The 14,681-nt window shown below is 43.0% G+C and carries 9 protein-coding genes and 2 pseudogenes; 1 reads left to right on the forward strand and 10 read right to left on the reverse strand.

Features of this window, described 5'->3' with window-relative positions; all coding sequences use genetic code 11:
- The 5 genes and pseudogenes from M5V91_RS16690 to M5V91_RS16715 form a co-directional block, all read right to left on the reverse strand.
- Positions 1–1,137 (reverse strand): trans-sulfuration enzyme family protein, encoded by a 1,137-nt coding sequence (locus M5V91_RS16690; protein WP_251174002.1) that lies wholly within the window; start codon positions 1,135–1,137, stop codon positions 1–3.
- Positions 1,138–1,256: 119 nt separating this feature from the next.
- Entirely contained in the window at positions 1,257–2,447 is a 1,191-nt protein-coding gene (locus tag M5V91_RS16695; protein ID WP_284521347.1) for a Ger(x)C family spore germination protein, read from the reverse strand.
- Entirely contained in the window at positions 2,444–4,030 is a 1,587-nt protein-coding gene (locus M5V91_RS16700) for a spore germination protein (RefSeq protein WP_019382589.1), read from the reverse strand. Before M5V91_RS16700 ends, M5V91_RS16695 begins: the two co-directional genes overlap by 4 nt.
- Positions 4,027–5,147, reverse strand: a pseudogene (locus M5V91_RS16705) (GerAB/ArcD/ProY family transporter). The gene M5V91_RS16700 and the pseudogene M5V91_RS16705 overlap by 4 nt, the downstream one beginning before the upstream one ends.
- A gap of 30 nt (positions 5,148–5,177) precedes the next feature.
- A complete protein-coding gene (locus M5V91_RS16715; protein ID WP_284521350.1) occupies positions 5,178–5,435 on the reverse strand; it encodes a hypothetical protein in 258 nt (85 codons plus the stop codon).
- Positions 5,436–5,647: 212 nt separating this feature from the next.
- On the opposite strand from M5V91_RS16715, the gene M5V91_RS16720 reads away from it, so the two are divergent.
- Positions 5,648–7,174, forward strand: coding sequence for an FAD-dependent oxidoreductase (locus M5V91_RS16720; RefSeq protein ID WP_251174004.1), 1,527 nt, complete (start codon positions 5,648–5,650; stop codon positions 7,172–7,174).
- A 476-nt stretch (positions 7,175–7,650) separates the two neighbouring features.
- Here M5V91_RS16720 and M5V91_RS16725 read toward each other — a convergent pair.
- The 5 genes and pseudogenes from M5V91_RS16725 to M5V91_RS16745 form a co-directional block, all read right to left on the reverse strand.
- Positions 7,651–9,008 (reverse strand): annotated as a pseudogene (locus M5V91_RS16725) (IS1182 family transposase).
- Positions 9,009–9,129: 121 nt separating this feature from the next.
- Positions 9,130–9,264 (reverse strand): hypothetical protein, encoded by a 135-nt coding sequence (locus M5V91_RS16730; protein WP_019382593.1) that lies wholly within the window; start codon positions 9,262–9,264, stop codon positions 9,130–9,132.
- A gap of 62 nt (positions 9,265–9,326) precedes the next feature.
- Positions 9,327–10,802 carry an amidase family protein gene (locus M5V91_RS16735; protein ID WP_284521351.1) on the reverse strand — a complete coding sequence of 492 codons (1,476 nt, stop codon included), beginning with the start codon at positions 10,800–10,802 and terminating at the stop codon, positions 9,327–9,329.
- 128 nt (positions 10,803–10,930) lie between these two features.
- Positions 10,931–12,055, reverse strand: coding sequence for a DEAD/DEAH box helicase (locus M5V91_RS16740; protein ID WP_009334990.1), 1,125 nt, complete (start codon positions 12,053–12,055; stop codon positions 10,931–10,933).
- Positions 12,056–12,220: 165 nt separating this feature from the next.
- Entirely contained in the window at positions 12,221–14,611 is a 2,391-nt protein-coding gene (locus M5V91_RS16745) for an immune inhibitor A domain-containing protein (protein WP_251174005.1), read from the reverse strand.
- Positions 14,612–14,681: the final 70 nt, after the last annotated feature.

Here is a 14,681-nt window from a genome sequence, read left to right on the forward strand (position 1 = left end):
TCATCCCAGACTCCGAATAATAGCCTTATTCAGCTGCGCAATAATATCATCCGCATGTTCAATTCCGATGGATATCCGGACCAACTGCTTAGTAATGCCAAGTTCCCTGCATACTTCAGGAGGCAGTGTCCTGTGCGATGTGGTCAGAGGGTGGGATACGGACGTTTCAACACCCGCAAGTGTCGGCACAATTTTAATCCACCCCAGCTCTTTAAAAAACTCATTCACATCAGCACTGTCAGCCAATTCAATCGTAACAATGGCGCCGAATCCTTCTTCACCGTGCTGAAAAGGATAATAGACATTTTTTATTTCTTGATTTTGCCTTAATGCCCTTGCCACTCTTCCGGCATTTGCTGACTGCTGCTTCATTCTGAGAGCCAGAGTTTTCGCTCCCCTGCATGTCAGCCAGGCTTCAAACGGACTTAAATTAACCCCGAGGTTTACAATTTTTCCGCGTGCCTTTCCGATCAGCTCTTCATCTCCAGCCAGGACACCTGCTGTAATATCGCTATGCCCGCCTAGATATTTGGTTGCACTATGGACGACTAAATCAATGCCTATCAAATAAGGCTGGCAATGAAATGGAGTGGCAAATGTATTATCGATCAGGGTAACGAGATTATGCTTCTTCGCCAGGCGGACGACTTCTTCAAGGTTTTCCACCCGCAATAAAGGATTTGTGATGGATTCAGAATAAAGAAGTTTTGTATTCTCCTGTATGGCTCCCTCCACCTGCACAGCATCAGAGAATGGAACAACGGTTACTTCTATGCCGAGCTGTGTCAGCTCTTCCTTGATTAAATGGAAGCTGCCGCCGTACAGGTCATCTGCTGCCACAATATGGTCGCCGCTTTTGACTACAGCAAGCACTCCCGCCAGAATGGCGGATAAACCGGATGAGGCAGCCGTCCCGGCCGGTGCTCCTTCCAGGGTGGCAATTAATTCACCAAGCTCATCCGTATTCGGATTGCCGACCCGGGAATAAAGATAATTGCCGTTTCCCTGATAAAATCCCTCCAGCTCATCCAGATCATTGAATGCGAAGGCGGAAGTTTGATAGATCGGTGTTACTTTACTTTTAATCTTGCGTTTGCTCTTATTTTTCAAGTGCAGAACAGAAGTCTCGAATTTCATTTGGCCTTTCCCCTTTAAAAGAAATAAGGGCTGGACAATGCCCAGACCTTCAAAAATTAGCTGAATTATAGAAAAATTATATCAATACAGCTTTTATGCGTCAATGAAGGAAAGAATCTCTATTTTACTTCCTTCAGAAAGCTTTTAGTCCTGATGCCTGTTCGCCGAATGATTAAAGTTGTGTCTACATTTATATCAGCATCAGCAAATTTTTCGTCCCAGTTTTTCTGGACTTTTTTGAAATTCTGATAATCCTGTCTAAGCACATCTTCACCAAAGCCAAAAATATCGGTGCCATATTCCTGCTGAACCTTCTCAATCGTTTTTGTGACCATTTCATTAATCTGTTTTTGGGCAGTTTCTCCACTTTCTTTATATGTCTTTGCTTTATCAAGCTGATTGTTGCAATGAGTTCCGTCAATATATGCCTCTGCTCTGATTTTTACATTAATCTTTGCTTTCCCATTTTCGAGTTTCCCTTTAATCTTTGTCCTTGTATCATATACTCTAAGCCCCATATACTCGCTTTCACTGCATTTTACGGTAATGGATGTTTTATTGATTTTATTCTGAATCCATAAGTAATTTCTTGAATCCTCCAGTGTCAGAAATCCTTCGAGCTTATCACCTTTGAATATAGCCAGTGAGTCCAGGACCACAAGCGCATCCGGGGTGACCTTCATCATATTTTCCGCACTCGCGCCAGCTTCCGGGTCACCCTTAATCCTGACAGCGGCCATTACAGGCTGACGTCCCGGTGCTGTCCAGGCTGTAATGACATCATTCATCCTCACTCCTGGGTCTCCCCCCAATCCTTCATCATGGTGTCCAGCTGAGTGTGCAATTTTAAAGAAGTAGATTTCTGAAATTGATACGTCACTTTTAATACATCCGATCCCTTCCCCCCTTGCAATCAATATATTAAAATCATCCCGGATTTCCCGATTTCTCTCCAGAAAATCAATAAAGTCAATAATGCCTTCTTTAGCAAGTTCCTCCCCAATAATCAAAGTGCGCATGTGGGAATAGATCAAATGCCTGGATATCCCTTCATTCACTCTATAGGTCAGTTCTGCCAGAGTGTTTCCTTCAGCAGAATAAACAATAGATGGCGCATTTCCGCTGGCGGTGCGGTTATTCAATTCTGTCGCATTTATGCCTTCTACAGTCAGGATATACTTATCGTCCTCGCCCTTATCCACAGCCATTCCTGTTACAACAGTTATTTCACTCAGCTCTCTCTGATCCCAGCATCCTGAAAGCAGAATAGCCGTCAAAATAACGGCAAACATCACACCATATTTTCTCAATTGGACTGCTCTCCTTCCATTGGAGGAGGAGAAGGCGACCCGGTCTTTGGAAACTTTTCAGGATTCTGTGACTTTAGATAAGCTGGCCGCTTCCTCATGCTCCAAACCGGGAATCGGAAAAAGACATCTTTCTGCTGCTCGATGATAAATGGAGCAACCGGTGAAAGATACGGAACGCCAAAGGATCTGAGTGAGCTTAAATGGGCGACAATAAAAACAAGTACTATCAGGACCCCATACAGGCCCAGGAAAGCCGATACAATGATCAGCAGGAATCTTAACAGCCTTGCTGCTGCAGCAAAACTATAAGTGGGTGATACAAAATTGGCAATGGCTGTAATGGCAACAATGATGACCATTATATTCGATATAATCCCTGCTTCAGCTGCAGCCTGTCCGATGACGAGCGCGCCAACAATTGAAACAGTCTGCCCGACAGCCCTTGGCATTCGAACACCGGCTTCACGCAGAATCTCAAAGGTAACTTCCATCAATAACACTTCAATGACTGCCGGAAATGGCACCCCTTCCCGCTGTGCAATGATCCCGAGAAGCAGAGGTGTAGGCAGAAGCTCATGATGAAAGGTTAAGATTCCGACATATAAGGATGGCGTAATCAAGGCAATCATAAACGATAAATACCTGATCATTCTTAAAAAGCTTCCCATCATGAAGTTTTGATAATAATCTTCTGCAATGGAAAAGAAATCTACCAGAACAGCCGGAACCACCAGCACAAAAGGAGTCCCATCAACAAGGATGGCAATTTTCCCTTCAAGCAAATTGGATGCCACGGCATCAGGCCTCTCTGTATTCAGTGCCAGCGGAAAGGGTGTAGCGGATTTGTCTGCAATCAGCTCTTCAATATTTCCAGATTCAAAGATTGCGTTCACTTTGATTTGACCAAGCCTTTTGCGGACTTCCTGGACGATCTTCTCATTTGATATGCCTTCCATATATCCGATGTATACGGAAGTATTAGTCTCAGATCCAATGATGAATTTTTCAAAACGAAGATTTCTGTTCTTAATTCTTCTCCTCAGGAGACGAACATTTGTTGAAATCGATTCTACAAACCCATCCTTTGGACCCCTTATCACGGTCTGGGTGCTTGGCTCTGTTACTGACCGGTCTTCACCTGAAGCCATGGAAAGGGAAAGCGCTTTTTCCATATCTTTAAAAAAGATAATGATGTTTCCATAAAGCAGAGCAGTAATGATATTATCGAACGATTCAACCAGCTGGTAGCCTGCCCCTCCGAATTTCTCCTTGCATAGTGATTTCAGATCGTCCTCCGTTGTTAACTCAATGCCATCCTCCTTCCCGCTGAGTGATTGAAGAATCGTTTCCTTTAATAACTTTGTATCAATCATAGTTGTAAGGTAGATGAGCAAAGCATCTTTCCCTTCTGTTTTCAGCTCATCCATGCTTAAATCAACCGTGCTTCCGAACTCTGCATTTATTCTGTTTTTCAGCTGTTCCAGGCTCATGCTTTTAAGATCTGGGTCAGTGTTTGCAGCTTCCTGAGGCTGAACAGGATATTCTTTTTTGCGCATTTTTAATAGTGATTTAAGAATACTCAAAACTTCATCCCCTTCACGCCGGGTTTAGCCTTTTTCTTTCGCCGCTTCCATAAAACCGCGATCAGCAGAAGTGATGGCAGTCCGAACTGCAATGGCAAGTGCAAAAAGTATGGGACCATCTCAAGCCCCTCCTGCCAATGATCACCGAAGTTCACGGATATTAATATAGAAAAGGATGAAACAATCATGGCTACAGGCAATGAAAAATACCGGTAAGGAAGGCGGAAGGTGTACTCAAGGCCTTTCAATCCTGCAAACATGAACACAGAACCCTTTACCAGAATCCCCAGCATCATAATAAATACAACGAGTGCATCAATTCTTTCAATGAAATTGCCGATGGAGACCTCACGAGCTGAGCTGAGCATGGGAAAATTGGAACGCTGCAAAGCATCAGCCCCCAGTGTGACAATCATCAGAAACATTGCAAATAATAAAAGCGCACCTGCAATTCCCACTCCGAGCATGGACACACGCAGGCAATATTTAAAGTTGGTTACAACTGGAAGAATGAGTGTAAATGCAATAAGCTCTCCGAAAGGGAACACGATCAAAGTTGGAAATAGCGCATTCAAAACCGGTTTAAGCCCATCTCCGAGCACAGGCTTAATCTCATATAAATTGGCATTGCCGCTTGCAAATAATAGGATGGTCAAAAGAAACAAAAAGCCGAATAAATAAGGAGTAAAAATTTCCGAGGTTCTGCCAAGGACTTCAAGACCGAGATATAAAATATAGGCCATCAGCAGACAGATAGTCAGCGAGATAATTTCAATCGGCGTCGACGGCAGAATGGCCGAAGCAATCAATTCGCCAAAATCACGGACCACCCTGCAGGCAAGGTATAAGAAATAAACCACGTAAGTAATAGAAAAAATAATTGCAATCGGCCTTTTAAAGCCAAACTCCATAATCTCGAAAAAATTTTTCCAGGCACACGGCTAATTAGGAGGTAATAGAATAGCATGACTCCAAACCCTATCATTATGGCGGCTGCGATCGCAATCCAGGCATCCTTCTTGGCATCCCCGCCTACTCCGACAACAATGGCGCTTCCTAAAAGGAAATTGATCAACAATGTCAGCAGCTGGCTGAGAGAGATATTCTCTTTTAACATTCCATCACCAATCCCTTTTAAAATGTTCGTTCAGTTAGCATGTCCCAGCGATTCCTTACCTGGATGACCCTGATTTTTTTTCGCTTTAAAAAGACGAAAATCAATGACTGCACTTGAAAGCAGTCCAATAAGTACAGAAACAACAACGATCATTCTTCCAGTGGCAATTTCTGTATACAGTAAATTCCTCAAAGCTTCCAATATCGTATAATCAAATATTTTCATATCAAAAAGTGCAGCTAATATAGTCAATAGCAGAAAAATGCTCAGATAGCTAAATGTAATCATGACTGTACCCCATTAACATTCGATACTGTATATCTTTTCTCGGCCTGCACATTTTATCCAGAAATGATGAAAAAAACAGTGAAAAACCGGTTTCACCCTTCCACCTGATTAATTAACAATTTAATGGGTATGGTTATAGAAGGAGAATTTGTATAGGAATAGGGTTTGCAGGAAAAATTATGAACGAATATAACGTTACAGGAGGACAGGGTATGACGACATCCAACCACAAAACGCCCCAATATCCAGAGCCTTATTGGAGGGAGGAGGAACTTCCGGCCTTTGATAAGCTCAGAGAAGATGCTCAAACGGAAATTGCCATTGTAGGCGGCGGCATCACAGGCATTACAGCGGGTTACCTTCTTGCCAAAGAAGGCTATAAAGTGTCCATTCTTGAAGCCGGCAATATATTAAACGGGACTACCGGCCATACGACAGCAAAATTAACAGCACAGCATGGATTAATTTATGATGAATTGATCAGTCATTTTGGCGAGGAAAAAACCAAACTCTATTATCAGGCTTCAACAGATGCTATAGAATTTGTCCGGAACATTGTATCAGAAAAACAAATTGATTGTGATTTCAGTAACGAAGAAGCAATCATATATGCTGTTTCAGAAGAGTATGCACGAAAAGTTGAAAAAGAGCGGCAAGCATACGAAAAACTCGGAATTCCAAGCGGAATGAAAGAGAGCATTCCTTTTAACATCAACACAACAGCGGTGCTCTCCATGTTTGATCAAGCCCAGTTTCATCCGCTGAAATACCTGAAAAAGCTTCTTAAAGAGTTTGTGGATTTGGGCGGTATTGTTTATGAAAATACAACAGCTGCAGACATTGAAGATGGCAGCCTGCCTGATGTCGTGACCAGAGAAGGCCATCGCCTGAAATGCAAATATGTCATTGCAGCTTCCCACTTCCCTTTTGCGGATAAGAAAGGTTTTTATTTTGCCAGATTATCTCCGGAAAGATCTTATGTACTTGGCGTAAAAACTAAAGAGGATTTTCCTGGAGGCATGTATTATAGTGCCGATTCACCGACCCGCTCACTGAGGTACACACCCTATAACGGAGACAAACTCATTTTAGTGAGCGGCGACAGCCACAAGACGGGTCATGGACCAGATACGATGAAGCATTACGAAGCCCTTGAAGCCTTTGCGGAAGAGGTGCTCGGCATAACCGATTATCCTTATCGCTGGTCTGCCCAGGATTTATATACGCTTGATAAAGTCCCGTATATCGGCCCAATTACGTCCAAACAGAAGAATATCTTTGTCGCAACAGGCTACCGGAAATGGGGAATGACAAACGGGACAGCAGCTGCAATGCTGATAAAAGATCAGATTATGGAAAGGGAAAACCCTTATGCCGAGCTGTTTACCCCATCCAGATTTCAGGCTGACCCAAGCATCAAGAAATTTATTGCAGCCAATACTGATGTAGCTGGACAGCTGATTAAAGGGAAGCTTGAGTTTGTGCCTAAAGAAACGGCAGATCTGTCTCATGATGAAGGCGGGGTCGTGATGATCAATGGGAAGCGGACAGGTGCTTACAGGGATCCTGAAGGCAGCCTTCATCTTGTAGATACAACCTGCACCCACATGGGATGTGAATGCGAATGGAACCACGGCGACCGCACCTGGGACTGCCCATGCCACGGCTCCCGCTTCTCCTATGACGGAACAGTCGTTGAAGGTCCGGCAGCCAAGCCTCTGAAAAAGGTTGAAGAATAACTTGAAGAAAAAGACAGTTCTCCTGAGAAAACTGTCTTTTTCTATGGATTTATCAGCATTTTTGCGAGGATTCACTTGCTTGTTTTGGAGATAGTACCAATTTATGAGCGGATAAGCACTTTTCTGTGCAGATACCCCACTTTTATGTGCGGATAGCTTATTTTTATGTGCGGAAGCACTTTTACTATATAAATCTGGCTGCCTGAGAGATTGTGACTGCTTTTACTTTCGGATAGCTGGGTTTTACTTGCAGATAGCTCTTTTTTATTTTCGGATAAACCCTTTTATTGCCGTATAACTCATTTTTATTTTCAGATAGCCTTTTTCACGCCTAACAAAAAATCCTCCTTCTATAAAGGAGGATTCAGTTTGTAGACAAAAAGAGTTCGGAATAGTCTCATTCCGAACTCTTTTTTTGATTTTTTGTAGGACTTCAAGTAGTTACAGAGAATTGCAGACCTCTCCGAGGTTATCATTTAGGCCATTTCTGGACCTTGCCAAGTCCAGTTGGCCATTTTCTTCAAATTCATGGCAGCGAAAGTAAGCATCGCCTGCATCGACATTTTTTTAAGTCCCCTGAGGGTTGTCCAACGCATGCCATGCTTTTCTTTTGCATCTGCGAATACTCGTTCAATTGTTTCTTTGCGTTTTTCATAGATCGGTTTGACGTCTTGATGGTGGCGAAGATGATCTGCTTCTTCCACATGTTCCTCCCACACATGACGTTGAATCAGTTTTTGATGTGCTTGACTCTGTGTGCATTGAGACAAGAAAGGGCATCCAGCACAAATTCGAGGATCTGATTTATATTGACGATAGCCTTCCTTTGTAGTTGTAGTATATTTTAATATCTCACCAGTTGGGCAAATGTAACAGTCAAAATGCTCATCATAAACATACTCATGTTTTCTGAAGAAACCCTCTTTTGTGCGAGGTCGTGTGTAAGGTAAAGCAGGTGTGATGTCGTTTTTCAATAAGTAGCTCGTGATAGCAGGTGTTTTATAGGCTGCGTCTGCCGCAACAGCTTTTGGTTTACTAACTTTCTCAATGACTTGTTCTACCAATGGCTCTAAAATATGACTATCATGCGTGTTACCAGGGGTTACAATTGCGCCTAACACGAAGCCGTTGCGGTCTGCAGCCGCATGGAAAGAATAAGCGAACTGTTTTGTACGCTCATCTTTTACATAGTAGCCACTCTCTGGATCTGTTGTACTTTCCTTGATTTCTTTGTATTCTTCTTTATCAAACTTATCAGGTGGAAACGGCTTTTTCCATGATCCTCGCGGTCTTGGTTAATCTCCTCTTGAAGGCGTTCTTGATAAGCACGGGTTTCTTTTCGAACAACTTTCTTTTCAAATTTGCGTTTATTTGCACTCGCTTTTACATGAGTAGAATCTACAAAAACGTGTTCAGCACTAATTAAATTCTTTTCAGCTGCGGTTTTTAAGATTCGGTAAAATATTTGTTCAAAGAGATCGGTGTCTTTAAATCGGCGCTCATAATTTTTACCGAAAGTTGAGAAGTGAGGAACTTTATCGTGAAAGCCATATCCTAAAAACCATCGATAAGCCATATTCGTTTTCAATTCTTCAATTGTTTGACGCATGGAGCGAATACCGAAGGTATATTGAATAAATGTGAGTTTAATTAATATTACAGGGTCAATACTTGGGCGGCCTTTTTCTGAATACTTATCTTTTACCAAGTCATAGATGAATGAGAAATTAATCGCCGCTTCAATTTTGCGGACCAAATGGTCCGCCGGTACAAGTTCGTCTAAAGCAACCATTTCAATTTGATCCCGTTGAATTGGATTATGTTTTGAAAGCATTTAAATCACCTCAAGCATTGTATTACTTCTATTTTAAAATAAAAAAGACTGCAGACAAGCACGATTTTCATCGAGTTTGTCGACAGTCTGAATCCTCCTTCTATAAAGGAGGATTTGCTCATCAGTCCTGCACGTTGTTTTCTTTCTTTTCTTTGCTTCCCGTTGTGAATTCAACAAGCTCTTCGCTTGTGCGCTGCGGTCTGTGTTTATTGTTATTGCGCTGTGCATTGCCGTTTCCGCGTTTAGTTCTGCCCATATTCTCATCTGCTCCTTTTTTGTTTTTCAGAAGTAGTATGAGTCAATTAACCGGCAGTTATTCTATGCCAGCACTCCAAGTTCTGGAGCTTTCCTATGCCTGGTGGCATGCTCAAAGGCATAAGCAAGCTTAATAAGGAGCGGCTCACTGTAGGCAAGTCCTGTAAATGTAATGCCCACAGGCTCACCTTCAGGCGTATAGCCGGCCGGTACTGTGATGGATGGATATCCCGCTTTTGCAGGGATGCCTGCTCCATAATTATTCGGAAACACGATGGCATCGAGGTGATGCTCTTTCATCACGTAATCAATGCCCTTCTCTCTTGAAAAATAAATATCTTTCTCAAGTGCAGATATATAGGCCATTTCCGTCAGATTTCCGCTTGTCTCCTCTGCCTCAATCAGGATGGATTGGCCGTATTTTAAGCACTTTTCGCTATTATTTTCATTAAAATGAATGACATCGGACAGGGTGCGAATATTAAGGTGCGGTGCGACCGTTCGCAGGTAAGCATTCAAATCTGCCTTAAATTCATATGTCAGGACATCTCGGCTCCACTCCTCTTTAGTGGATGGGATCACCACCTCGTCTACCACCTCTGCACCCAGCTCCTTTAAATCGTTTACTGCCTTATTCATGACTGAGAGCTTTTCAGAACTTAGGTAGTCAAAATAAGTCTCCCGGGCAATGCCGATTCGTGTACCTTCTAATCCGGCTTCATCAAGGAAAACGGTAAAATCCTTGCCCCGCAGATCTTTATTTGTCATGGTAATCGGATCATTTTCGTCAGGTACTGCAAGTACGTTTAATAATAAAGCGGCATCCTTAACCGTTCTCGCCATAGGACCGGCAGTATCCTGGCTATGGGCAATTGGAATAATGCCGGTTCGGCTGACAAGTCCGACTGTCGGCTTAATTCCAACGAGAGAATTCTGACTGGCAGGACTTAAAATGGAACCTGATGTCTCCGTTCCGATGGCTGCGGCCGCAAAATTAGCGGCGATGGCTGCACCCGATCCTGCACTGGAGCCACCCACATCAAATTTACCCGGTCCATATGGATTCAGCGTCTGTCCGCCTCGTGAGCTGTATCCGCTTGGCATCCCTTCCGTCATAAAATTGGCCCATTCTGTCATATTGGTTTTTCCTAAAATGACGGCTCCCGCTTGCCTTAATTGAGAGGCCACAAACGAATCCTTCTGTGCACAATGATTCTTCAAGGCAAGTGAACCTGCAGTTGTCTGCATTTTGTCCCCTGTATCGATATTATCCTTTAACAATATGGGAATGCCGTGAAGAGGGCTGCGCGGCCCCTGTTCTTCTCTTTCCGCATCTAGAGCAGCTGCAATATGCAATACATCCGGATTGAGTTCTAACACAGAATGAATGTTTTCATCCAGCTGTCCAATCCGGTTCATGTACATCATTACAAGGTCTTTGGAGGTAATTTCCCCATTCTGCAATTTTTCCTGCAATTCATCTATCGTCGCTTCAAGCAGATCTTCATCATGAAAGCTCTTTAGCCTTGGATTCTCCATTATTTGATTTCCCCTTATTCTTTAGTTAAATAAAGCTCCACTTACTAATTCGCTTAGAAAAGGGGAAATTCCTTTATATAAGAAAAATGCCAGGCACCAACTGATATAGGTGCCTAGCTGTTTGATCTTTATACGATATGGCCGCCTCGCATTACTTTCTTTTCTGCAGTGTGGCCTAGTTCTTTTGCCATTTTCTTGAGTTCGCGCTCTTCTCTTTCAGTAACCAGAGAGATAACGGTTCCGCTTGCACCGAATCTTCCTGTTCTTCCCGAGCGATGGACATATTGATTCATATCTTTCGGGAAGTCGAAATGCACCACATGGGTGACTCCTTTGATGTCCAGCCCTCTTGCCGCAACATCTGTAGCAATCAGCATATTGGTTTTGCCTGTGCGGAAGTTTTTGATTGCTTTCTGTCTGTCGAATTTGCTCAGATCGCTGTGCAAAGTGCTTGAAGAGATGTTTTTAAAATCAAGCTTTTCTGCCATGACGGTCAGGTTGCCAATATCCTTAACGAATACCAGTGCTTTAATGTCCTCAAGCCTTGAGATTTTTTCGAGCATCTTAATTTTATCCCTTGCTTCTGCCACAAAATAAATATGGTCCACACCTGCAGCCTGAATGGTTTCATCCTTCTCAACACGAATCACTTCAGCATCAGCTGTCAGCTCTTTCGCAAGCTGTTCAACAACCGGAGGCAGTGTGGCTGAGAATAGCAGGACCTGGCGTTCTTTAAGCGTAGACTTAACAATATTTTGGACAGTCTGAGCATGTTCTGGAACAAGAAGCTGGTCTCCTTCATCGAGAACAACTGTTTTCACTTCATGCATTTTCAGCTTTTTCTGTTTAATCAGCTCAAGCACCCGGCCTGGCGTTCCCAAAGCAATATGCGGATGCTTCTTCAATTTTTCAAGCTGCCTTTTTACGTTGGCTCCGCCAATAAAAGAAGCGGCTTTAATCCCACTGCCTTCTGCCCATTTTTGGATCTCGCTTAATATCTGCATCACAAGCTCCTGTGAAGAGGCTAAAATGACGGCCTGAACCGCCTGTTTATCCGGGTCAATATTTTCAAGGACCGGCAGCAAGTAAGCAAGTGTTTTGCCTGTTCCAGTCGGGGACTCGGCAATAATATCCCTGCCTTCCAAAGCCAGCGGAACCGCCTCTGCCTGAACGGTCGTCGGCTGTGCAAATGCAGACTTTTCCCATGCCTTCTGGATAAATGGCTTCATATCTTCAATAAAAGATTGTGTCATATGTTACTCCTTTTAACTTTATTACGTGTAATCAAATAATTATTTTTAGTATAGCCGAAAATCGGAAAAAACTAGTATCGGTAATGATACTAGCTTATAGGCAGGAAGTTGTCCACCCTTAACAGAAAAAGGCGCGAAGCCATTTCTGGCTCGCACCTTTAAATCTTATTTGTGAATCCATACGGCTCCGGCAGAGTTGTCCTTTGCTTCACCGACCACTTGGAATTTCAGGCCATGTTCCGGAACAATTCGTCCAGCATCAGGAATGAGGCTGTTGATGTATGTTTTAGAATCATCAAAAACAGATATTCCCTTTAAACCTGGGTAGTCATAATCACCGCGGGTTGGCGAGCTTACTTCCCATGCTGGTGTTTTGTCCAAGGAAAACGCAGCATCTGCAATCTGATATCTTGTGCTTTGAGATACCGTTTCTTTTCCATCTAGCAGACCGGTAATGGCTTCCGGATGTGAATCCACCACTCCAAGGAAACCTTCTCCAGGATGCACGCCAACCCAGTTATCTGTGTGGCTGTCATCTGCATACCAAACAACTAAACCAGTGTTATATTTTACTCCTCTTGATTGGGCAAGTGCCGTATCAGAGCCTGAGTAATTTCTCCACTCCAGATAATAATGGTTCTTCGCATAGCTGATTCCGTTGGAAACAATGAATCCGTCAAGAGTCATCTGAGATTCGCCTTCAGCATCGTCGGTAAAAATAACTTCCTCATCAGCCGTTACGGAAATATTATCAATAGCAAATCCATCTAATGCCAGTCCGCCATCTGTTACATATTCGAATGTCAGGCTAACTTTTTTACCGGCAAATTCGCTTAAGTCATATGTCTTATCTGCCCATTGTCCTTTTGAAGATTCAGCACGGGCATCGCCATCTGTATCATCATCACCAATGACATCGAGCTCAGCTTCTGTCCCATCGGCTGCTTTTGCAGTAACCGTTAGATAATCATAATCAAACTCAATATCATAATAAACTTTCGCATTGAAGGCAGCTGTTTCAGCATTTGTTAAGTCAAATTCAGGTGTCGTCAAAGTGGTATGAAGGTCATCGCCTTTTGTGCTGTAGTAATATTTCTCACCGAACGCAGGTGCAATTCCCTTCACTTCTTTTTCAGGAAGATTTACTTTTACAATTCCCGGGTTTTTAGATTTGGTTACACTTTGGTCAATAACAGTTGCCAAGCCTTTTTTATCAATATCTGCATAATTTATTTCCATAATATTGGCCCAGTTTCCGCCCATGCCTTTTTGAAAGAATTCTTTGTTTTGCGGCGAGAAGCTTGTAGGCTCAGTACCTGCAATTTTTCCGTTCCAGCTGCCGCCGCTCATGATGGACCAGGAAGCAACCGGCTCACCTTGACCGGTGTATTGTGTATCATACTCATCCGGCAATCCCAAATCATGTCCGAACTCATGTGCAAACACCCCGACAGCTCCGTCTTCAGGCTGAATCGTATAATCAAATGCGCCCATTTTTCCGCCCCAATAATCTACCTTGGCAGTTGTATTCGGAACTGCAAATACTCCGTCAAGCGTCCAGCGGTGAGACCAGATGGCATCATCACCGAGCGCACCTCCGCCAGCTTCCTGCCCTGTACCAGCGTGGATAATCATGAGATGGTCAACTAATCCATCAGGCTCATTAAAGTTACCATCTCCATCTAAATCATATAGATCAAATTCATCGTATGCAGAAAGATCCATTCCAGCGTCTGCAGCTGCTTTTAAAGCCTCTTTTACTAAGTCCCGTGGCCCAAGAGGAGATAGATTGTCATGGCCTCCGTTAGGGCTATCATCACCATAATCACTCGCATTTCCAGGGATCGTCAGCCATTCAGAAACAGTGCCGTCAACCGTATAGCTGCCTCCGGACTGTTCTTCATAGAACTGCTTAAATGTTTTTACTTTATCTCCATTAAATAATTCAAACTCAGTATCGCCAAACATTAGTTTTTCATAGTGCTCTTTGCTGAAATCATCAGCATACATATAGCCCTCTTCCTGTATTACATTGTTATGCTTGAAATCTTCAAATTCAGTTAATAGCACAAGCACTTTGTCTGTTCTGACACCGCCATTGTAGTTTGCTTCTTTGGCCGGATCTACTTTTACATAGCCGTCCGGTTTGCCCTTTTTATAGTTTTTATGGCCTTTATTCAGCTGCTTTGACAGCTTGTCTTTTTGTTTGGTTAAGAAATCTTTTGTTTTTTTGTCAAACTCATCCTTATGGTCATGGCTATTTTTTGTACTTCCAGGCTGCTTTTCACCTTGTTTTTCATTTATGTAATCCTTTACTGCCTTTTCTACTTCTTTTGAGGAAGCATCCTTTTTAACTAATCCTCTTTCTTTTAATGCCTTTCCCAGGCGTTCTTCATTCACAATGTTCAAATCAATCGGTGCAGAAAGTTCCTCAGCTGAAGCTTTTGAAGGAGCTGCTGTTGTCCCGGCAAAAGATCCCGCAAATAGTGCAGCTGCCATCATCGTGCTGGCTGTAATGGAAGATACAACCTTAAAAGGTTTATTCTTATTACTCATTCTTATAGCCTCCTATTTAGTTTTTCTGAATTTTCGAAGTGCGAGATTAATTCTATCAAACTAACATAAA

Origin of the sequence: Cytobacillus pseudoceanisediminis (genome assembly GCF_023516215.1) — a bacterium.
Taxonomy (GTDB): Bacteria; Bacillota; Bacilli; order Bacillales; family Cytobacillaceae; genus Cytobacillus; species Cytobacillus pseudoceanisediminis.